18 protein-coding genes are annotated in these 20,151 nt (G+C 62.3%); 8 read left to right on the top strand and 10 right to left on the bottom strand.

What is annotated here, in order from left to right; all coding sequences use genetic code 11:
* Positions 1 to 28 precede the first annotated feature (28 nt).
* The 4 genes from BSP239C_RS00565 to BSP239C_RS00550 all read right to left on the bottom strand — a co-directional run bounded on the left by BSP239C_RS00565 (position 29) and on the right by BSP239C_RS00550 (position 3,956).
* The gene (locus tag BSP239C_RS00565; protein WP_101569670.1) at positions 29 to 1,105 is read right to left on the bottom strand and encodes a PEP/pyruvate-binding domain-containing protein; all 1,077 of its coding nucleotides are present in this window, start codon (positions 1,103 to 1,105) and stop codon (positions 29 to 31) included.
* Between the two features lie 10 nt (positions 1,106 to 1,115).
* On the bottom strand, positions 1,116 to 2,393 hold the full coding sequence (locus BSP239C_RS00560; protein ID WP_101569669.1) for a cytochrome P450: 1,278 nt from the start codon (positions 2,391 to 2,393) through the stop codon (positions 1,116 to 1,118).
* Between the two features lie 115 nt (positions 2,394 to 2,508).
* Positions 2,509 to 3,276, bottom strand: coding sequence for an IclR family transcriptional regulator (locus BSP239C_RS00555; protein WP_257929977.1), 768 nt, complete (start codon positions 3,274 to 3,276; stop codon positions 2,509 to 2,511).
* Positions 3,277 to 3,458: 182 nt separating this feature from the next.
* Positions 3,459 to 3,956, bottom strand: a complete 498-nt coding sequence (locus tag BSP239C_RS00550) for a hypothetical protein (protein WP_101569667.1) — start codon at positions 3,954 to 3,956, stop codon at positions 3,459 to 3,461.
* 158 nt (positions 3,957 to 4,114) lie between these two features.
* Here BSP239C_RS00550 and BSP239C_RS00545 point away from each other — a divergent pair, with 158 nt between their 5' ends.
* Positions 4,115 to 4,345 carry a hypothetical protein gene (locus BSP239C_RS00545; protein ID WP_145997388.1) on the top strand — a complete coding sequence of 77 codons (231 nt, stop codon included), beginning with the start codon at positions 4,115 to 4,117 and terminating at the stop codon, positions 4,343 to 4,345.
* A 31-nt stretch (positions 4,346 to 4,376) separates the two neighbouring features.
* Here BSP239C_RS00545 and BSP239C_RS00540 read toward each other — a convergent pair whose 3' ends face one another.
* Positions 4,377 to 5,993 carry an acetolactate synthase large subunit gene (locus BSP239C_RS00540; protein WP_219618819.1) on the bottom strand — a complete coding sequence of 539 codons (1,617 nt, stop codon included), beginning with the start codon at positions 5,991 to 5,993 and terminating at the stop codon, positions 4,377 to 4,379.
* Positions 5,994 to 6,178: 185 nt separating this feature from the next.
* On the opposite strand from BSP239C_RS00540, the gene BSP239C_RS00535 reads away from it, so the two are divergent.
* The 6 genes from BSP239C_RS00535 to BSP239C_RS00510 all read left to right on the top strand — a co-directional run bounded on the left by BSP239C_RS00535 (position 6,179) and on the right by BSP239C_RS00510 (position 13,909).
* Positions 6,179 to 7,132, top strand: coding sequence for a VOC family protein (locus BSP239C_RS00535; protein WP_101569896.1), 954 nt, complete (start codon positions 6,179 to 6,181; stop codon positions 7,130 to 7,132).
* A gap of 838 nt (positions 7,133 to 7,970) precedes the next feature.
* Positions 7,971 to 8,897, top strand: coding sequence for an endonuclease domain-containing protein (locus BSP239C_RS00530; protein WP_101569665.1), 927 nt, complete (start codon positions 7,971 to 7,973; stop codon positions 8,895 to 8,897).
* A 270-nt stretch (positions 8,898 to 9,167) separates the two neighbouring features.
* The gene (locus tag BSP239C_RS00525) at positions 9,168 to 10,691 is read left to right on the top strand and encodes a GntP family permease (protein ID WP_180958865.1); all 1,524 of its coding nucleotides are present in this window, start codon (positions 9,168 to 9,170) and stop codon (positions 10,689 to 10,691) included.
* The gene (locus tag BSP239C_RS00520; RefSeq protein WP_101569664.1) at positions 10,688 to 12,022 is read left to right on the top strand and encodes a four-carbon acid sugar kinase family protein; all 1,335 of its coding nucleotides are present in this window, start codon (positions 10,688 to 10,690) and stop codon (positions 12,020 to 12,022) included. The genes BSP239C_RS00525 and BSP239C_RS00520 overlap by 4 nt, the downstream gene beginning before the upstream one ends.
* 76 nt (positions 12,023 to 12,098) lie before the next feature.
* Complete coding sequence (gene pdxA, locus BSP239C_RS00515; protein WP_219618818.1) at positions 12,099 to 13,148, top strand: 4-hydroxythreonine-4-phosphate dehydrogenase PdxA; 1,050 nt, start codon at positions 12,099 to 12,101, stop codon at positions 13,146 to 13,148.
* Positions 13,149 to 13,177: 29 nt separating this feature from the next.
* On the top strand, positions 13,178 to 13,909 hold the full coding sequence (locus BSP239C_RS00510; RefSeq protein WP_101569663.1) for a DeoR/GlpR family DNA-binding transcription regulator: 732 nt from the start codon (positions 13,178 to 13,180) through the stop codon (positions 13,907 to 13,909).
* Positions 13,910 to 13,955: 46 nt separating this feature from the next.
* On the opposite strand, the gene BSP239C_RS00505 is transcribed toward BSP239C_RS00510, so the two are convergent.
* The 5 genes from BSP239C_RS00505 to BSP239C_RS20625 all read right to left on the bottom strand — a co-directional run bounded on the left by BSP239C_RS00505 (position 13,956) and on the right by BSP239C_RS20625 (position 18,347).
* Positions 13,956 to 14,930, bottom strand: coding sequence for an NADP-dependent oxidoreductase (locus BSP239C_RS00505; protein ID WP_219618817.1), 975 nt, complete (start codon positions 14,928 to 14,930; stop codon positions 13,956 to 13,958).
* A gap of 117 nt (positions 14,931 to 15,047) precedes the next feature.
* A complete protein-coding gene (locus BSP239C_RS00500) occupies positions 15,048 to 16,673 on the bottom strand; it encodes a BCCT family transporter (RefSeq protein ID WP_257929976.1) in 1,626 nt (541 codons plus the stop codon).
* A gap of 179 nt (positions 16,674 to 16,852) precedes the next feature.
* Positions 16,853 to 17,647, bottom strand: coding sequence for a universal stress protein (locus BSP239C_RS00495; RefSeq protein WP_101569661.1), 795 nt, complete (start codon positions 17,645 to 17,647; stop codon positions 16,853 to 16,855).
* Positions 17,644 to 18,039: a hypothetical protein gene (locus BSP239C_RS20630; protein ID WP_180958864.1), complete on the bottom strand. Its 396-nt coding sequence runs from the start codon at positions 18,037 to 18,039 to the stop codon at positions 17,644 to 17,646. The genes BSP239C_RS00495 and BSP239C_RS20630 overlap by 4 nt, the downstream gene beginning before the upstream one ends.
* Before the next feature lie 92 nt (positions 18,040 to 18,131).
* Complete coding sequence (locus BSP239C_RS20625; RefSeq protein WP_180958863.1) at positions 18,132 to 18,347, bottom strand: hypothetical protein; 216 nt, start codon at positions 18,345 to 18,347, stop codon at positions 18,132 to 18,134.
* Positions 18,348 to 18,719: 372 nt separating this feature from the next.
* On the opposite strand from BSP239C_RS20625, the gene BSP239C_RS00485 reads away from it, so the two are divergent.
* Positions 18,720 to 20,105, top strand: a complete 1,386-nt coding sequence (locus tag BSP239C_RS00485; RefSeq protein WP_180958862.1) for an MFS transporter — start codon at positions 18,720 to 18,722, stop codon at positions 20,103 to 20,105.
* The last annotated feature ends 46 nt before the right edge of the window (positions 20,106 to 20,151 follow it).

Raw genomic sequence — 20,151 nt, 5'->3', positions numbered from 1 at the left:
GAGTAGATGTGTGTTTGGTGGCTGGGCCTCAGCCGTTGGACTTCATCAGTGACGCGGTGATCGACCCGAGATCGATGCCAGCAGTGGCCGGCTTCTTCACTGATTCGTCCGTCTCAGTCTTCTTCTTGGCCGAGGAGTGGACTGTCTCCGGGCGGGACTGCAACAGGAGCAGGTTCTCCCCGTCAGGCAGGTCCCGGTCGAGTGCCCATTCGATGTCCTGTGGACACTGGTAGTGCTTCTCGGCACGTTTGGCGAGGCTCGCCACCGATGTCACTTCCTCATCGGTCAGGCAGCGTACCTCGGCACGTTCGGCACTGACCTCTCTTTCGGCCAGCTTTCCGTCGGCGGGAACGAGCTCGATGTGCTTTTCACCGATGTGTTCGGTGACGACCTGCAGGGTGACCTTGTCCATAAGGATGTTGTCGGGGGTGACGAGTCCTGAGACGACAGTCTCTCCGACTCCCCATGAGGCATCGATGGCGATCTTGGAGCGATCCCCGTTCGAGGGATTCATTGTGATTGCCACTCCCGCGGTGCGGGCGTTGACCATCTTCTGCACGACAACGGCCATCGACAGTCCCTCGTCGGGGATCGAGTTCTTCAGTCGATAGATGATGGCGCGGGAGGTGTAGAGGGAGGCCCAGCACTGGCGGATGTGATCGGTGACACCGGCGTAGCCGTTGATCCACAGATAGGTATCCTGCTGGCCCGCGAAGCTGGCGTCGGGCAGGTCCTCGGCGGTTGCCGATGAACGCACGGCGACGGGAACTTCGCCACCGCATTGGGTGATGAGCTCGTCGTAGGCGTCACGGGTGGCAGTGCGAACACTTTCGGGCACCTCGGCGCTGGTGAGTCGTTCGCGGATCCGAGCTGAGACCGTGTCTACCTCGGTGACGTTGTCGGTGTCGAGGCCATTCAGCTCGCTGAGGATCTCATCGGCGATTCCGGAGTCGGAGAGGAATGAGTCGAACGCCGCCGTGGTGACGACGAATCCGGGTGGTACGGGCATGCCTGCGGCGGTCATCGTGACCAGTGAAGCTCCCTTGCCACCAAGGTTCTCCAGCTCGGGTTCGATGTCTGCATGGAATGTCTGGACGTAGTTCATGATGGTCCTCTCACCAGGTCACGGGTACGGAGATCGGGACCCGGAACGACAGGTTCTTGCGGAAGTCGATGGAGTCGGGGCCGACCAGTTGCAGGTTCGGGGCCAGGCGGGTGACTTCCTGAAGGCAGATCTTGGCCTGAAGTTTGGCGAGCATATTGCCCAGGCAGTAGTGGATGCCGAACCCGAACGACAGGTGTTCACGGGCGTTGGAGCGGCCGATGTCGAATTCTTCGCCGTTGTCGAAGCGGTCCGCATCGCGGTTTGCCGACCCCATGAGCAGAAGGAGCTCTTCGCCTTCCTTGATGCTCACTCCCCCGACCTCGGCGTCCTTGAGTGCCTTGCGACGCCAGCCGACGATCGATCCGGAATAGCGAAGCACCTCGTCGACCGCGGCGGGGATCTTCTTCTCATCGTCGATGATGGTCTGCCACTGTTCGGGATGGTTGAGCAGGACTCGGAAGCAGTTTCCGATCAGCGTTGTCGTTGTCTCGTGTCCGGCAAAGAGAAGCGAGTAGAGCACCGAGGCGATCTCATGGTCGGTGATCTCTGCGCCTTCTGACTGAGCGCGGACGAGATCGGCAGTCATACTGTCCCCGCCGTTCTTGTGCGCGCCGGCGACGAGCTGCAGGCATTCCTGCCAGTATTCGACGAGATTGTGGGCGTGAGGAATCTGTTCCTCATCGCTCAGGTCTCCCCAGGTCATGGCTGCGCGGGAATCAGACCATCGCTTATATGTGTCGACCTTGGACACATCGGCACCGATCAGGGTGAGAATCGTGATCGTCGGGATGTCATAGGCAAGATCGCGGACAAGTTCACCGTCCTTGTCGGCACGGGCGAGCATAGTCTCGACACGGGAGATGACATTGTCCCTGATCTGAGGTTCGAGGACTTTGAATCGCCGAGGTGTGAAGGCCTTCTGCACAACCGTACGGATTCGGGTGTGCTCCGGTGGAACGCGGGCCGAGAGCCCCGAATAGGCAGTGAAGCCGCCGTCCTGCATGATCTGTGTGGCCTGTGGTCCGCGTTTGCGCACGGGCGCCTGGGCGTTCTCGGAGGAGAAGGTCTCCCAATCCTCGAAGACGGTCTTGATGTCGTCGTAGCGGGTGACGACCCAGTAGCCGACCCTCTCGTCGAACATTACGGGTTCCTCTTTGCGCATCTCTGCATAGGAAGGGAAAGGGTCCTTCATGTCGAAGGGCTCGAACCCGTGATGATCGCTCGTGTTGCTGTTGGCGGAGCCGCTGTAGGGGCAGCCGCCGGTGGTCTGTGCCGAATCCAAAGTCATTGCCTCTCCTGTGATCGCAGTCACTGTTCAACGTGCTGATCACACTACTGGCTGGGACGGCTTGAGCAGCGGAAAGACTTCCGCTGGATGGAAGTGACTTCGGTCTTGATCCTTGTCAGTGGCGTCCGTGGGCATTGAACTGAGATTCCAGTAGGGTCTCGAGCGGGATGTGAGCCGTGGCCTGCTCGATCCGCTTGCTGATGCCTCGCAGTGCTGGGAGATGACGGGTCAACGTGGACGCCTTTTCGAAGGCGACAACGAGCCCGAGTGAAGCCCCGATACGGCCCGAGTGAAACACGGGAACCGCAATTGAACACGCACCCAAACGCTGCTCTTCGACCGTAACCGCGTAACCTTCGTCGATGATCGTGTCGAGCTGGCGCGAGAGCATGCCGGGGTTGATGACTGTGCGTGGCGCGACTTGATCCATCGGCCGCTGCAGATAGGCTTCGCGAACCCACGGCTCTTCATACGCAAGGAGCACCTTCCCGACCGCCGTCGAATGCATCGGCAGACGCCCGCCCACGCGAGAGGCTCGAGGCACGCGCTCCGTCCCGTAGACGCGATCGATGTAGAGGACCTCGCGGCCATCGCGGATGGCCAGTTGGGAGGTCTCACCGGTGAGGGAGTAGAGGTCCTGGATGAAGGGCCGCGCCGTTTCACGCAGCTGCTGTCCGACGTTTTGGCCCATCTCCCAGATCCGTAGGCCCAACTGGTATCTGCCCTGTGCTGTGCGAGTGAGGAAGCCCCATTCCACCAGTTCATTTGCCAGTCGGTGAGCCGTGCTGAGTGGAATCTCGGCCGAATCAGCCAGCTGCGTCAGAGTGAAACTGCGCCGAGGTTCTTCGAAGGTCGTCAACAGACTGAGTACCTTGTGGGTCACGGTACGCCCAGTCCTCGGGCTGGGTTCGGGGCGGTTCGTCGGCGCCCCGGGCGTTTTACCGGGCGCCTGACCGGCCGGGTCTGGAGAACTTTGAGGGGTCATTCTCGTTTGCCGCACTGACTGCTTCGTCGCATGATCGCAATATCCGTCATTGGATGTGGAACTGTCAACTGCCTGCAGACTCAGCGATGGACGGAGTCGAAGTCCTGGTCGGCGGAGTCCCATACGGAGTCAGCTTCAACGACTGAGCCACTGGCAGTGAGCTCATCCACGGTGTCGGTGCTGAACATATACGACCAGGTGCCTGCATCGGTGGTGCCGGTGACCATGAGCATGTCATAGGCGAATTCGGCGCTGCCCGCGGCTTGAACCGCATCAGCTGTGGCCTTCTTATCGGTGTTCACCTGGCCGTTTGAAGGGAATTCGACGTGCAGGCGGTCGGCGTCTCTGTTGTGATCGAAGTCCGGGTTGCCCTCGGACTCACGGTGCACATGGACCTCGGCGACAGTGTCGCGAAGGAAGTCACCGAGCTCATCGGTGGTGTCGAAGTCACTGCTGGGAACCTCGGCGACCTGACCGGACTCGATGTCACCGGCCTCGGACTCACTGCCACTGCAACCGCTGAGTGAAAGGGCGAGCGCCGCGGCTATTGCCGAGACAAGCTGAGGGACAGACTTCATGGCACCACCCTATCCAAATCTGGTCAGCGACCGTCACTCCGGGTGCCATTCAGACCACCACGCCAGCCCAACCGTTCCGGGCAGATTCCAAGGAGCTTTCCCAGCCGCCAGAGCTATAATCAATTCACTGAATCTGCGATGAAGTGGGGCGAATCATCATGACCGCAGAAGTGAAGAGATCACACACATCCACCAACCCGATCATCCGCCTGGCCAGGCGATTCAAAAGCGTGAATATCGGCCAGGGAGAGAAAGTCGGATATACCGAAGACAGTTCGGAGACCCGGATGCAGTCAACCGCACTGCACGAGGGAGTCACGCTGTATCGGAATCTAGACGGCTCACATGAGGCGATCGATGAATCTCACGCAGGCGACAATTTCGACTGACGACTAGGAAACTATTCGGCCTCAACCACCCTCAGACGAGAACCTCTATGAGTCGTGGTCCCGAATCAGCCAAGCCTGCGCGGAAGTCGCGGTCGAGGTCCTCGATGGTCTCTACTCGCGTGGCTGGCACACCCATGCCGTGGGACAGCGAGACCCAGTCGATGGCGGGGTTGCCGATGTCGAGCAGAGATTCGGCTTTCGGCCCGAAGTCGGGGACACCGACATTGGACATCTCATTGCGCAGAATCTGATATTTCCGGTTGGCGAAGATGAGGACGACGATGTCGAGCTGCTCCCGCGCGTAGGTCCACAGAGACTGCGGGTTGTACATCCCCGAACCGTCGGATTCTAAGACGATGACCTTCCGGTCGGGGCTCGAGATCGCAGCTCCAGCACCGACGGGAAGCGCCCACCCGATGGACCCACCGGTTCCGCCGAGGTAGTCGTGGGGCTGCGATGTGGCCGTCTGTGCGTAGAAGTCCCGGCCCGTGGTGATGGATTCGTCGAGGACGATCGCGTTCTCGGGGATGGCACCCGAGAGCCACGCGGCGAGTTTCGCCGCGGTGACGGTGCCACTGGGAACAGAAGCCGGAGCCAGCTCCGCACGCAAAGAAGGGTGACCAGCTGAACTGCTGGCCGCCTCGGCGAAGTGATTGCCTACCGGCCCTGCCTCGAACGCCTCGCGAAGGTCCTCAAGTGCCTGCAGCGAATCAGCACCGATGGGGCTGAGCGTGTAGAAGGTGGTGCCAGGTGCGGTGAGCACACTCGGCTTGTCCGGGTAGGCGAAGAAGGCGACGGGCGGTTTCGCGTCAACGAAGATGAGCGCGTCGAAGTTCTTCAGAAGCTCAACGGACGGTTCGACCGGATACGGAATCTTCGTCACTGTGGGCCGCCCGGCACCTCGTTCGGTCCGTGCTGCGAAGGTCTCTGCCAGCAGAGTGGCACCGCTCGCCTCAGCAATTCTGGCGGCGACCTCGAGCTGCGATGAGCGCAGAGCACGTCCACCGAGGAGGATGGCAGTCCGGGGGCCGGCCTCCCTCAGACGTGCCGCCGCCGCTTCCACCTCGGCCGGGTTGATCGACGGCGAGGTGGGTGCGACCGCATTCGGTGGCTGAGTGTACTCATCGGCGGTGTTCCACGCGGTATCGGCGGGAAGGATGAGCGAACTGATCTGTCCCGAGAGGCTGTAGCCGATGGCATCTGCTGCGTCCTTGGCGATGGAGTTCGCCGATGGTGAGGTGCGCACCCAGTTGCTGAAGGGCCGCAGTGCCCCTTCGATGTCAGAGGTCAGGGGTGCGTCGAGGCTCCGGTGGTAGCCGGCATGATCGCCGATGATGTTGACCATCGAGGTCCGAGCCCGGAGTGCGTTGTGGAGACTCGAGAGGCCATTGGCGGCACCCGGCCCCAGGTGCAGCAGCGTGGCCGCGGGCTTGTCGAGCATTCGCGAGTAGCCGTCGGCGGCCCCGGTGACAACGCCCTCGAAAAGGCCGAGCACACCGCGGACGTGAGGCTGCCGATCCAGGGCCGCCACGAAATGCATCTCCGAGGTGCCGGGGTTGGCGAAGCAGACTTCGATTCCGTTGTGACCCAGTGTCTCCAGCAGGCTCTCGGCGCCATTCATGCCATCATCTCCCTTGAAGTCGGCCATGGAAGCCTTCGGCGTCCACGGTCAGCGGTTCGTTCTGTCATATCACGCCGTGCTGCCGTGCTGCTCGCTCGTCTGAATCAGTGACCGGGAATATTAGCCTTGCCCTGGCGGTTACACCCCTGTACAATAATAATTGAAGATTCAACTACTTGGATCGCAACCATTCGCTCAGCCTGGAGGACGTCATGACCGTCACCGAGAACACCACCGCATCCGCCACCGAGTCTCCCGTCGTCAATGACACCCTGCTCAGCGCCGACACCGGAATGGACGCCGTCACCCTGCGCGTCGGCGATCTGGAGAAGATGTCGACCTACTACTCCAGCGCCCTCGCAATGGAACCCCTCGAAGAGGTCTCGCGCGGCGATGAGATCCACCGTGTTCTCGGCCGTGGCACTACTCCCCTGGTCAAGCTCGTAGCCACGCCTAATCTGCCCGGCGTCGACTCCAGCCAGGCCGGCCTCTTCCACACCGCATTCCTGTTCGAGGACCAGGCTTCCCTGGCTGCGACTGTTGCTCACGCCGCGCAGAACACGAACAGCCAGTTCGTCGGGTCGAGCGACCACCTTGTCAGCGAGGCCTTCTACTTCACCGACCCAGAGGGCAACGGCATCGAACTCTATGTCGACCGCGCCCGCTCCGAATGGAAGCACTCAGCCGATGGCGAAGTCGCCATGGACTCGATCTACCTCGACCCGAACGCCTTCCTGGCCGAGCACCTCGACGAGCAGACTCTGGCGAAGGCCAATACGCTTCCGGGCATCATCGGTCACGTCCACCTGCAGGTCGGCGACGTGCCGACCGCCCGCAGGTTCTACGTCGACGCCCTCGGCTTCGAACCGACCCTGGCTTCGATGCCGGGCGTCCTCTTCGCCGCCGCCGGTGGGTACCACCACCACGTCGCAATGAACACCTGGAACAGTCGCGGTGCCGGCCCCCGTGCTGCCAGCCTCGGCCTCGGCGACGTCGCCATCACCGTTCCGGGCCGCGAGGATCTCGACGCACTCGTCGCTCGCCTGAAGGCCCGCAACTTGCAGTTCGCCGACGACGGCCGCTCGGTGCAGGTCTCCGATCCATGGGGTACGCAGGTCACACTGGGTATCGGCGGCAGCTCCGTCGATCAGACTCTCACGCGGTAGCCTCAAGGCGATCGCCTCGCACGCGACCCACAGTCCGCAGTCAACCTCGCGGGGAGCCTGCAGTAATCGCAGCGGTGAGTCCTCCGTCACCGCCGTGGGAAGTCTGCAGTAGGCGATTCGCAGCCTCCGCTCCCTCACGCCCCTCCTGTCGACCACCGCGGTCCCGTCGGGCATCGCGGTCCGGTCTGTCACCGCGTTCCGGTCGGGCATCGCGGTCCCGTCGGGCATCGCGGTCAAGTCGGGCATCGCGGTCCCGTCGGGCATCGCGGTCCGGTCTGTCACAACGCTCCGCTTGGCCACCCCTCAAAGAGCCTCCAGCCCGAGCGCTTCGAGTCCACGAATGCCACCAGCACTGGCATTCCAGCGAGCATTGAAAATGCATCCCCGATACAACCCCACACAAGCGCTTCCCGGGAGGACCGCTCATAGTCGGTGCCTCAGGGGCGAAATTCGAGTCGATTTCGCCCCTGAGGCACCGACTATCGCTTCTACAGCGACCACGGATCGGACTGCCGCCCCCTGCCTCGAGCACCCACTTGCGATCTTCTGCCTGTGCACAACGGCACCATTCCCGGCCGCAGCTTCGCCATCAAGATGAGTCGAATATTGGCGGCAAGCAGCTCCAGGACGTCCGCACAGCTGTGGCCTGCACAAACACCCCGACCGTTGAGACAAGATACGTCACTCGATCAGATTCGCTTCGACACCGCTCGTTGGCACTTCGACGTAGATTGCCTGTGGAAGGTTCTGCACTATCCACTGGTCGGTTTCGCACACTAGACGCCGTAGCGATAGCCGCTCAGTGTTGGCCACTATGACTTACTGGCATTCAAGACCGATGAAGTTCCAACCGGTACCGACTCCGTTCACCAGAGACGATGGCGCGTCCAGAGGTGTCACGTCTTATGCGCTGAAGACGAATCCTCAGTACGTGCAGATCTATCGCAATGTGTGGATCGACAGCACTGACGTCGGCGAAGTGCCGACCCCAATTTGGGCCGGAACCAATTGGACTCGCGAGGCGACCAGGCTGTCCGGGCTCCAACTGCTTCGGCCAGATGTCGTCGGCTCACTGTGGACCGCGGCTCGCCTCTTCGGACTACCTGTGCCAAGACGAATCACTGACTCCGATCTTCATGTCGCTGGCAGGGAATCGAGCAGCAAGATCAACCGCCCAGGCGTAACCCTCCACCGGCATCGACGGATCGATGCCGTCGACTACTTCGCCATTCCTCTCATCTCGGTCCCTCAACTGATGGTTGAGGTGGCCCCGATGCTCTACCTCTCGGAGCTCGTTCAAATGGGAGATGCCGCCATATCCAAACGGTTCACTGGACCAACGACATCAGTTGAACTGATGCGATCTGAGCTGGGTGCACGAAAACGGGTACGAAGTCGCAAGAAGCTGCAGCAGGCCATCAGCCTGGTTCGCTATTCCGTCGACTCGCCGATGGAGACGTGGTTGAGAGTGTGGATCGTCCATCAGGGCTTCCCCGAGCCTCAGGTTCATCCAGTTATCACTTGTGGGTTGAAGAATGTGGTGCTCCACCCCGACCTCGGGTACCCAGACCTGAAACTGGCCATTGAGTACGAGGGCGATCACCATCGCACGTCGCCGGGACAATTCGCCGCCGACATCGAGCGTCGACAGCTGTTGGAGGCCGAAGGCTGGACGGTTCTGCGGGTCTCAAAACGCACCGACATGGACACTTTCGGCAAGCTCCTCGCGGCCTACCTTCCAAAACCACGGCGTGGGTCTCGGTAGTCGGTGCCTGCGGGTCGGATATCAGCGATATTTCGCCCCGCAGGCACCGACCAACTTCCTCGAACAGGCAGACATTGCATATATGTTCATGTATGAGCAATACTTGCTCATGCTGTTCAACTTTACATTCGACTCTCATGTTCATCGCCTGTGCGCGGCTCTCCACCGAGGCCCAGGCAACCTGAATGTCCCGGGCCCCGGGCCACCCCGAGAGTCGACTCGGATCAACCCCGGCTCGCTGAGCGAGTCGGCCTCACCGCGGAGGATCTCATGGATCTGCAACTCATTCTGGCGCTCATCGCCGGGATCGCGACGATCGTCGTCATCGTCTTGGCGACCCGTCTCGACGCCTTCATCGCACTTCTCACTGCAGCGGTCGTCACCGGCATCGTCGCCGGTCAGGATCTGCTCTCACTCGTGGACGCCATCACCACCGGCTTCGGCAACACTCTGGCCAGCATCGGCATCGTCATCGGCTTGGGAGTTGGAATCGGCAAGATCCTCGAGGTCTCCGGAGCCGCAGACTCACTGGCCCGTGCCTTCCTGAGCGCCTTCGGCAAGGGCCGTGAACCCTGGGCCATGGGCACCGTCGGCTCGCTCGTGTCCATCCCGGTCTTCTGCGACTCCGGCTACGTCATCATGAACCCTCTGGCCCGCTCCATCGCCCGCGTCAAGCGCGGCGGCTACGTCACCCTCGCACTCGCGCTGGGCTGCGGCATGACGCTGACTCACCACATGGTCCCGCCGACCCCGGGACCGCTCGCGGCAACGGGCATCCTCGGCGCCGACATCGGATCAGTCATCCTCACCGGCGTCATCTTCACCGTCATCCTTCTCCCGGTCGTCGTCATCTACGCTCGCTGGATCGGCCCGAAGCTCGAACCCGTGCTCAACTCCGCAGTCAAGCGTGAGGTGTACGGCTCGGTCACCGCCACCTCGGCGGAATCACACGCTATTGACGGCGGCGAAGTCGCTGGTCACGGTGGCGTCACCACCATCACCGGGGAAGACGCAGATACTGTCACCACAGCAGGCTCCGGTGACAACGCGGACACCGTGAACACAGCGGACACCGTCAATACTGAAACCGGCTCAACGAAGAAGCCGGGAGCCTTCCTCGGATTCCTCCCGCTCATCGTTCCCCTGCTTCTCATCGTCGCCAACACCGTATCGACGGCGATTGACAAGAACGCTCAGGGCGAACTCTCCGGCGACGCCTACGAGCCCTCATCCTGGGTGGCCCCGCTGGCATTCCTCGGCAACCCGGTCATCGCGCTCATGATCGGACTCGTCCTCGCCGTCTACACCCTGCTGCCTCGCGTGACGCCGCGCAATAAGGTGCAGAACTGGTTGGCCGACGCCGCAGCCTCGGCGGGTCTCATCCTGCTCATCACCGGCGCCGGTGGAGCCTTCGGCAAGGTGCTCACCGAATCCGGTGTCGGCGACGCTCTGGCCGAGGCCATCGCCTCGATCAGTCTGCCGGCATTTCTCGTGCCCTTCCTCATCGCTTCCCTGGTCCGGATCGCACAGGGATCGGGCACGGTCGCCATGATCACCGCAGCCTCGGTCACCGCCCCGCTCATCGCACCCCTGGGCCTGAGTCCATTGGTCGCGGTCATGGCCTGCACCGCCGGCTCGATGGTCTTCTCCTACTTCAACGACTCGTACTTCTGGGTCGTCACCCGCTTCACCGGCCTCGACGGCATCAATGCCATCAAGGGCTGGTCGGGCATCACCACCGCCGTGTGGGTGGGTTCCATCCCACTGCTGTTCGTGCTCGACTTGATCGTATGAGCCAGGACAGTCCACGGATCCTCATCGTCGCCGACGACCTCACCGGCGGCAACGCCTGCGGTGCTCTCTTCGCTGAAGCGGGCCTGTCGACGATGACGATCACCGGCACCAGCGGCGGCGAGGTCAGCGTCAGCGCCGCGCTCGACGACTATGACGCTGTCGTCGTCAATGCGAATTCCCGACACCTGAAGCCAGCCGAGGCCGCAGCACTGACTGATGCTCTCATCCGCGAGGCTGGCTCTGTCGACCTCGTGGTATGCCGCATCGACACAACCCTGCGCGGCAATGTCGGACCCACCGCCGAGGCGGCTCTGCGTGCCCGACAGGATCTGGCCTCCACATCGGGGTCGGGCCGAGTGCTGGGTCTGTGCATTCCCGCGTTCCCTGCCTCCGGTCGGGTGACCGTGGGCGGTCAGCAGCTGCTGAACGGGAAGCTGCTTGAGGACACCGAACTGCGCAACGACGTCCGCTCCCCCATGCTCACATCGGTCGTCGCCGATATCCTGCGGGCGAACACTGAGCTCAAGTGCCACACCGTCGAACTCTCCACGGTTCTCGACGGCGCCGAGGCGATCCGCGCCGAGGTGCTCACCGCTCTGGCCACAGGCGCCGAGGTGATCGTTGCTGATGCGTTGACGAACGAGCACATCGACCTCATCGCCCGCACTCTCGCCGACCTCAACCAGGAAGAGAACCTGGAATGGGTGTCCATCGATCCTGGGCCCGGCAGCCTCGCCCTCGCCCAAGCGCTCCTGCCGAAACGAGAACCCGGGATCATCCTCGGCGTCTCCGGCTCGGCGACCGAGATCACCCGCACTCAGCTGGCAAAGTTGGACGAGGATCCCACGATCACAGTGCTCCGGGCCGCTCTCGACGAGGATTACCTCCCGGATGTGCGGGCCACGGTCGAGCATGTCCGCACGGCCGCCTCGAGCGCCTGGTCCACCTCGGCGAACGAGACAGCCTCGGTGAGGGCGGTCATCGTCGCCACCGTCGTCGATGCCACCGACCTGCTCGAGCTCACCGACGAACAGTCCGAGCTCATTCCCCGCAGACTTGCTCAGATCGCCGCCGAGCTGATGGCCTCGACCGCGCTCACCGGCCTCTACACCACAGGTGGAGATGTCACAGCAGCCGTGCTCGGCGAACTGGGCGCGCTCGGCATGGAGATCCAGGCCGAGATCGTGCCATTGGCCGTGGCCGGCCGCATCGTCGGCGGAGTCGCCACCGGGTTGCCGATCGTCACGAAGGGCGGCCTCATCGGTGACGCGGGCACGGGACTCCTGTGCCTGGGCCATCTCATGCAGTCCTCAGAGTCGGGCCGCGCATGATCCCCCATAATTTCGCGCAACTCGGCCTTGTCGACGCGCGCATCACATCCAAGAGAACAACGTTGAGGAGACTGAAATGACCGCACCCGCACCCGTACTCGCTATGACCGTGGGCGACCCGGTGGGCATCGGCCCCGAGATCACCGCGACGGTGCTCGCCGAGTTCTCCGGCCGCGAGGATCAGCACGGTGTCGCCGTGGCTGACCTGGCCGTGATGAAACGCGCCGTGGACGTCCTGGGACTCGACGTAGAACTGCGCTCGATCTCCGACTGGTCGACACCCTCGACCGGTGAGGGCATCATCGACGTCTTCGACATCGGTGTGCTCGGTGAGGACCTGCCCGAGTGGGGCGTCGTCGATGCCCGCGCAGGTCAGGCCGCCGTGACCGCGATCGAGATCGCCACGAAGGCCGCGATGGATCGCGAGATCGCCGGCATCGTCACCGGCCCCATCAACAAGGAAGCCGTGTGGAAGTCCGGCTCCAAGCACCTGGGCCACACTGAAATGCTCGGCGAGCTCACCGGTGTGACCAAACAGGACACAATGTTCGTCGTCGAGAACACGAAGGCCCCGAACCACAAGCTCCAGATCTTCTTCGCCACCCGCCACATGTCGCTGCGCAAGGCCATCGACGCGCTCAGCGTCGACACTCAGGTCGATTCGATCGAACGCGCCCACCGTGCCCTGCAGCTCTACGGTGTGTCCTCGCCGCGGTTGGCCGTCGCCGCGCTCAACCCACATGGTGGCGAAAACGGTGCCTTCGGAGACGAAGAGATCGAGATCCTGCGCCCCGCCGTTGAGCGCGTCGTCGAATCCGGGCTCGAGGTGGCCGGTCCGATCCCAGCGGACTCGGTCTTCCACCAGGGGCTGTCCGGTCGATTCGACGGAATCCTCTCCCAGTACCACGACCAGGGACATATCGCTTCGAAGACCTATGACTTCGACGGCACCATCTCTGTCACCGTCGGGCTGCCGATCCTTCGCACCTCCGTCGATCACGGAACCGCCTTCGACATCGCCGGACAGGGCATCGCGGATGCTGGAACCATGCGCTCGGCCTACACCGCAGCCATCGGCTACGCACCGTTCGTCGACGGCATTCGGGCAGAATACCTGCCGAAGTAACCAGCACCTGCCGAAGTAGGATTCTCATCATGGCAATTCGCACGGGCACACAGAAGCGTCGCGAAGACATCCTGTCTCTGCTCAAGACAGGTTCGTGGACCATCTCCCGGCTGGCCGAAGAGCTGGAGACCTCAGAGTCGACGATCCGTCGGGATCTGCGGGAGATGGCCGAGACCGGTGAGGTCATCCGCACCATCGGCGGTGCCACCGCCGCCGGATACGTCGAACCTCCGCTGGGACAGCGGATGGAAGCCAACGCCGAGGCCAAGGATGTCATTGCCGCCGCTGCGAAGGACTACCTCGGCGAGGGGACTGTGCGCACGGTTTTCCTCGATGCCGGGTCGACGACGGTGCGTTTGGCCGAACGCATTCGCGATCGTTGTGATCTCACCATCATCACCCGCGGACTCGAGATCGCGCTGGCTCTGGCCCATCCCCTGGGACCGAAGGTGATCATGGTCGGCGGTGAGGTCTCGACGATGTCCCATGGGACGACAGGTGCACTGAGCGACCATGCGCTTGGTCGGCTCCACGTCGATGTCGCTTTCCTCGGCGCCGACGCGGTGGATCCTGCCCAGGGACTCGGCGAGCCGACCCTCGACGAGGCACGGACGAAGGAGCTCATCGCCGAACGCGCCAAGCGCGTCGTGGTCCTCGCTGACAGTTCGAAGGCCAGACGCGATGTGGCCGCGTGGGCGCCCCTGCCCGAGGGGTGGATCTGGATCAACGAGCATCGGGTGCACGGCCCAGGTCGAGGGTGAGCATCGCGCCAGTCGGCCCAGATCTTCGCTCACTCCATGGTCGGCTTCATTCCATGGTCAGCACCAGTTTGCCTGTCGTCGCGTTGGTCTCCCCTGCCGCATGAGCCTTCGCGGCATCTGCCAGCGGGAACGTGTCTGCGATCGTTGCCCGCAGCTGCCCACTCTCGACGAGGGCAGCGATCTCTAGCATGCCCGCCTGATCGGCCTCGACGAGGATGGTTTCACCGCGAACGCCTAGGGCCCTGGCCTCGTCGAAGAGCCCCTTGGCCGGGACCGGGACCGTCGAGACCATGATTCCGTCTGGCTTGAGAGTTCGGAGAGAGCGCAGTTGGTAGTCATCGCCGATGGTGTCAAAGGCAATGTCGATATCGCGAGCCTTCTCGACGAAGTCTTCCTCGCGATAGTCGATCATCTCGTCAGCACCCAGCCCGCGGACGAAATCATGCTTCGGTGCGCTCGCCGTTCCGATGACATAGGCGCCTCGGGCCTTGGCGATCTGCACCGCCACGTGCCCCACCCCGCCGGCAGCGGCATGGACGAGAACCCGGTCACCCGGGGTTATCTTCGCGGTGTCGACCAGGGACTGCCACGCGGTCAGCGATACGAGCGGAAGCGCTCCCGCCTGCACGTGGTCGACGTTGTTGGGCTTCGGCACAAAGGCTCGAGTCGGACCAACGACGTACTCGGCGTGCGCGCCGACGCCGAAAGGATAGGGCAGCATCCCGAAGACTTCATCGCCCGGCTTGAACAGGGTCACACCGACGCCCACCTGTTCGACCACCCCGCACACGTCCCAGCCGAGGACGAGCGGCAGATCGGGAAGGAACCGGGGGCCACTGCGGTGCTTCCAATCCGTGGGGTTCACTCCTGATGCCTTCACCTTGATGAGGATCTGGCTCGGTCCCGGCTTCGGCTTCGGCAGCTCCTCCTCGTGGAGAACCTCGGGGCCACCGAACTCGGTCTGGCGCATGGCTTTCATCATTGTTGCGTCTGCGTGGGCCTTGCTGTTCTCTTCAGTCATATCCTCATCATGTCGGATGCCGCAGACCAAGACCAGTAACAACATTGACGATATTCGATAGACCAGTGCCACACGGGAAGAAACAGTCGACGAGGATGGGGTGCAGACTCTCTTATTTCAGGCCAGGTTCTGTTCCTTGGCCATCTGTCTGACATAGATCGGCGCCGCGAACAGTGAGGGCAGCATGACAAAGCCCACCGGCACGGCGGTGATGACGATCGCCGATTGCAACGCGTCGACCCCGCCGTCTCCCAGGCTGATGAGCACGGCCGCGGTGACGCCGATGAGGAGTGCCCACGTGGCCCGCAGCTTCGGCGACGGTTCTCCGCTCGACATGCATGATTGCGACATCGCGAACGACATGGAGTCCGTGGTGGTTGCCACGAAGGTCATCGTCAAGAGGAGGAATCCGAGGCTGATGATCAACGACAGCGGCAGATTATCGCTGATGGCCATGACTGCGGCGGGCAGACCTCCGTCCATCAGCGGTTCGGAGATAGAACCGGCAGACTTCTGCTCCAGGAAGATGCCCGTGCCGCCCAGGACTGTGAACCAGAACGTTGTGGCGATGGGAGGAAGAACCGTGGTGCTGATGAGCAGATCACGAACGGTCCGGCCCTTTGAGATGCGGGCGACGAAGATCGCCATCAGTGGCGCATAGCCGAGGAACCAGCCGAAGAAGAACACGGTCCAGCCTGAGAGCCATTCGGTGTCTCCTCGGTAGAGCGTCATGCTGAAGAAGTCGGTCATGTACAGGGCGAAGCCGCTGAAGTAGCTCTTGATCACGAACCAGGCCGAGCCGAGTACAAGCACGGCGGCCATGAGTGCCAGTGCCATCCACACGTTGGCGCTGCTGAGGAAGCGGATGCCCCGGCTGACACCGGAGAAGACGCTGACGCCGGCAACTGCGGTGAGCACTGCGATCACAACGAGCTGCACGGGGTAGATGTCGGGGATGCCGAACAGGGAGTTCAGACCGTAGGAGACCTGCATGCCGAGGAATCCGACAGGTCCGATCGTTCCGGCAGCGACAGAGATGACACAGACAATGTCGACGATGGCTGCGATCGGGCCGGTCCCGGCCTTCTTGCCCAGGACAGGGTAGAGCAGGCTGCGGGGACGCAGGGGCATCCCCTTCTCTGCGGCGCGCATCATCACGATCGTTCCCAGGGAACCGAGGATCGCCCAGGCCAGGAAGCCCCAGTCGATGAAGCTCGTGGCGAGCGCGGCGGCCACTGCATCAAAGCCGCTGTCTCCGCTGTCGGTGAAGTACGGCGGTGTCGTCGCGTAGTGGTACATCGGTTCCGCGGCCGCCCAGAAGACTCCCCCGGCAGCCAGCAGTGTCGTCATGATCATGGCGATCCAGCTGAAGCGGTTGAAGTCGGGGCGGGCCTGATTGCCCAACCGTGCCTTGGCCCAAGGGGTGAAGATGAGGATGATGGCGATGAGTGCCGTGGCCAGCAGGAGGATCTGCCAGTACATGCCGAAGATGTTCGCGCAGGCGGCGAATGCGGTGTCCACCCAGGCGGACATCTTGTCGGGAAGAATCAGGGCGAGGGCAACGAAGATCGCCAGGATTCCGACGCTGGTTCCCGCGACAGGGATGTCGATACGGCTGCGTTGGGCAGCTTCGGTGGGCCCATTTGGGGAATCATGATCGGCAGCGACGGTGTCTGTCTCTTCTGTAGGAAGAGGGTCTGCGTCCTTCTCGGATGATTCCGAATGGTTCCTGGTGTTGTCCACGTGTCGTACTGCCTTCCGAGCCCCGCTGGCCGAAGTTCCGGCAACAGGACAGTGCGTTGTGTTGAGCATTCTGTCAGGATTCGCAGCGCTCAACTCTAGGACATCAGGCGAGTGAACAGGCAGTCCCTGCCGGCAAAACCACCTGAATGTGAGGGGCTCACTCGATATTGCGGACAGTGTCAACCTGGGGCGGTCACTGGTCTCTGCATCGAGAGTCGCTTGCACCTCGGATGCGTCAGCTCCAACAGCCGTTGGGAGAGGCTGGCTGGCGCCGGGGGTTGGGCAGCAGAATCATCGGCACCGGCGAGAGGCGCATGATGTGCGTGTCCGGAAGCCACCTGATCCCACCAGTATGAGTACATACCGTGATCGGTGAATGCTCCCAGGCCGGTGGGTCGAGACGGCCTGACTGCGAAGGTGACAACCTCGACTCCGATGCCCAGCCAATGAGCCAGGCGCGACACGGAGTCGTAATACCTTTGGGTCCTGCGCGAGGGGTCGACAGCGAAGACCAACCGTCGAGCCTCGGTCCGGTACGAGTTGTAGCCGCGAGGCACCAGTGCGATCGGCAACGGCGAGGAATGGACCAAACGGTCGGTCGTGCTACCGAGGACGATGCGCCCCAGTTGCCCGCGCACCGAGGACCCGGTGATGAGGGCCTGTGCATTGTGGTCGGTGGCTTCGGTGTGGAGCACTCGGGTCACGGATCGACCGGATCGGGTGACCACCTCGGCGTCCACATCCTCAGGCAGGGCCTCCTTGGCATCGGCGATCGCCTGGGAGGACATGTTTCTGATCTCCTTCTTCCAGTCGTCGGAGACCCCAGAGGAATCTGACATCTGGCTGGACGAGAACCGGTCCTGGACGACGAGGCAGAGGATCAGGGGCTCCCCCGTGGTCCGGGCGAGGTCAGCGCCGAAGCGCACAGCGGCGCGGCTCTTCGTATCGATGCCGAATCCGACGAGAACGCTCATTTCAGCGCCTCCTCACGTTCTTTGCGAGCCAATCGCGACTTCCGGTACCCGTAGGCGAAGTAGACGACGTCGAAGGCGAAGAGTGTTCCGATGCTGACCATCTCGGCAAGTATCTCGATCGTCACCAGCCCGGACAACAGCACCACGGATCCGACGGTCAGGGCAGTCATCAGCACCGGTGTGCCCCAGCCGGGGTGGATGCGGGAGAAGATCGGCGGCAGCAGTCCGTCACGGAAGAGAGCGAAGCCGATGCATGCCATCGCGACGATGTCGACGAGGCCGTTGGTCACCCATTTCGACTCGCGAATGCCGCGCAAGGCCACCCAGCCGAGGACGAGTGAGATGAAGATGTCGTCGAGATTGGCGATCGACCCTTCCTCGGCGAACCACACCGGCGATGTATCCGGACCAGCCCCGGGCGACGACCGAGGCACCGAGTGCGAATTCGAGGATGAGATCCCATGCGATGATCCAGGCGAAGATCTCACCGATCGTGGAGTAGGCGTAGGTATAGGAACTGCCTTGCGGTGGGAACTGCCGCTGCCAGTTCCGCATAGCAGAGGGCAGCGAGGAGAGCGACGAGTCCTGCAATGACGAAGGAGACCATCACAGCTGGTCCCGCATTGTCTTTGGCTTCCAGACCGGTGAGCGTGAAGATGCCCGCCCTCCCCCGGCTCGTCGTCTTGGTGGATGACGTCATTCCTGCGCAGCACTCCCATGAGCTCCGGCAGACTACCACCGCGGGAGCCACCGAAGTGCAGAAAAGGCGGTGAGCGGACTTTACGCCTCTTCGCACCTCAGACGAAGCGCGCCATCAAACCGAAATTGTGTCAATAGGGAACAGGTAACGATATCTGCAGAGTTTCCTGTGAAACTATTCGTGCGTTCAGATTTTGCCTGAATTTCACGTCACTCCAGGTCAGAGACTCATGAAATTAGGGAACCGACATAGACACGCCGTTGGCTTGACAACATTTTCGCGTTGATTCGCTCAGAAGATACTCGTAGCGTACATAGTCGCTTCTCTCATGAGGTCCATCACGATGATGGCCCCACACGATCGGAGGAACACGTGAGTAACTCCAACACGCATCCCGATGCCAACATCCCCGATGCCCCACCCGAGCCAGACCTGAAAACCGTCCGCAAGGCAGTGACCGCCTCGGCGCTGGGAAACGCCACGGAGTGGTTCGACTACGGACTGTACGCGGTCTCGATCACCTACATCACCCAGCACTTCTTCCCGGGCAGCCACGGTCAGCTTCTCGCGTTGCTCACCTTCGCCGTGTCCTTCATCTTCCGACCGCTCGGCGGCATCGTCTGGGGTCCGATGGGCGACCGTCTCGGTCGCAAGAAGGTACTGGCTCTGACAATTCTGCTTATGGCCGGTTCGACCTTCTGCATCGCACTGCTGCCCAGCTACGCCACCATCGGCGTCTTCGCGCCGATCATCCTCGTACTGCTGCGCGTCATCCAGGGATTCTCCTCAGGCGGCGAGTACGGCGGCGCAGCCACATTCATGGCCGAGTACGCCCCCGATAAGCGCCGTGGCTTCTATGGCAGCTTCCTCGAGTTCGGCACACTGGCCGGCATGGCCGCCGGTTCGCTCTTCGTCCTTCTGCTCCAGCTCGGTCTGGGCGACGAGAAGATGATGGACTGGGGTTGGAGAATTCCCTTCGTCTTCGCTGGCGTCCTCGGCGTGGTCGGCCTCTACATGCGCACAAAGCTCGACGAGTCTCCCGTCTATGAGGAGCTCAACGACAACGACCAGGGCAAGTCGGTCAAGGAAGTCTTCCGCATCCTGTTCACCGACTACTGGAAGCAGCTGCTCATCCTGGGCGGCATGGTCGTCGCGGTCAACGTCGTCAACTACACGCTGTTGTCCTACATGCCCGCCTACCTGCAGGGCCCGGTCGGCATGGGTTCGAATGCCGCCCTGACAGTGATGTTCCTGGCCCAAGCGTTCATGATGATCCTCATTCCCTTCGGTGGGATACTCTCGGACAAGGTGGGACGCAAACCTGTCTGGTACTTCTCGCTCGTCGGCCTCTTCGTCGCCGCCATCCCGATGTTCATGCTCATGGCCAACGGCTTCGTCTGGGCCCTCGTCGGGCTCGCTGTACTCGGGATTCTCTACATCCCGCAGATCTCGACGATCTCGGCGACCTTCCCTGCGATGTTCCCCGGCCCAGTGCGTTTTGCCGGCTTCGCGATCTCCTACAACGTCTCGACCGCGCTCTTCGGAGGCACCGCACCCTCAGCCAATGATGCGATCATCGGGGCTACAGGAAATACGATCGTGCCTGCCTACTTCGTGATGGGGGCGTGTGCCATCGGCTTCATCGCCACCATCTTCATGAAGGAGACGAAGGGCGCGTCGCTGCGCGGCTCTGGTCTTCCCGAAGAGGGAGCCGACATCGTCTTCGAAGAGCAGGAACTCGTCGAAGACGCGAAGTGACCGACGTCTGCACTCACAAAGCGCTGACAAAGGCTGACAGAGCACA

The organism is Brevibacterium sp. 239c (assembly GCF_900169365.1).
Taxonomy (GTDB): Bacteria; Actinomycetota; Actinomycetes; order Actinomycetales; family Brevibacteriaceae; genus Brevibacterium.
Note: the sequence above shows the minus strand (reverse complement) of the source record. Positions and strands in the feature narration are given on the sequence as shown.

What these genes read in the sequence shown, in the direction of transcription:
- BSP239C_RS00565 (WP_101569670.1), bottom strand. Translation starts at nt 1,105, where the DNA reads ATGAACTACGTCCAGACATTCCATGCAGACATCGAACCCGAGCTGGAG.
- BSP239C_RS00560 (WP_101569669.1), bottom strand. Translation starts at nt 2,393, where the DNA reads ATGACTTTGGATTCGGCACAGACCACCGGCGGCTGCCCCTACAGCGGC.
- BSP239C_RS00550 (WP_101569667.1), bottom strand. Translation starts at nt 3,956, where the DNA reads ATGAAGTCTGTCCCTCAGCTTGTCTCGGCAATAGCCGCGGCGCTCGCC.
- BSP239C_RS00545 (WP_145997388.1), top strand. Translation starts at nt 4,115, where the DNA reads ATGACCGCAGAAGTGAAGAGATCACACACATCCACCAACCCGATCATC.
- BSP239C_RS00540 (WP_219618819.1), bottom strand. Translation starts at nt 5,993, where the DNA reads ATGGCCGACTTCAAGGGAGATGATGGCATGAATGGCGCCGAGAGCCTG.
- BSP239C_RS00535 (WP_101569896.1), top strand. Translation starts at nt 6,179, where the DNA reads ATGACCGTCACCGAGAACACCACCGCATCCGCCACCGAGTCTCCCGTC.
- BSP239C_RS00530 (WP_101569665.1), top strand. Translation starts at nt 7,971, where the DNA reads ATGAAGTTCCAACCGGTACCGACTCCGTTCACCAGAGACGATGGCGCG.
- BSP239C_RS00525 (WP_180958865.1), top strand. Translation starts at nt 9,168, where the DNA reads ATGGATCTGCAACTCATTCTGGCGCTCATCGCCGGGATCGCGACGATC.
- BSP239C_RS00520 (WP_101569664.1), top strand. Translation starts at nt 10,688, where the DNA reads ATGAGCCAGGACAGTCCACGGATCCTCATCGTCGCCGACGACCTCACC.
- pdxA (WP_219618818.1), top strand. Translation starts at nt 12,099, where the DNA reads ATGACCGCACCCGCACCCGTACTCGCTATGACCGTGGGCGACCCGGTG.
- BSP239C_RS00510 (WP_101569663.1), top strand. Translation starts at nt 13,178, where the DNA reads ATGGCAATTCGCACGGGCACACAGAAGCGTCGCGAAGACATCCTGTCT.
- BSP239C_RS00505 (WP_219618817.1), bottom strand. Translation starts at nt 14,930, where the DNA reads ATGACTGAAGAGAACAGCAAGGCCCACGCAGACGCAACAATGATGAAA.
- BSP239C_RS00495 (WP_101569661.1), bottom strand. Translation starts at nt 17,647, where the DNA reads ATGAGCGTTCTCGTCGGATTCGGCATCGATACGAAGAGCCGCGCCGCT.
- BSP239C_RS20625 (WP_180958863.1), bottom strand. Translation starts at nt 18,347, where the DNA reads ATGACGTCATCCACCAAGACGACGAGCCGGGGGAGGGCGGGCATCTTC.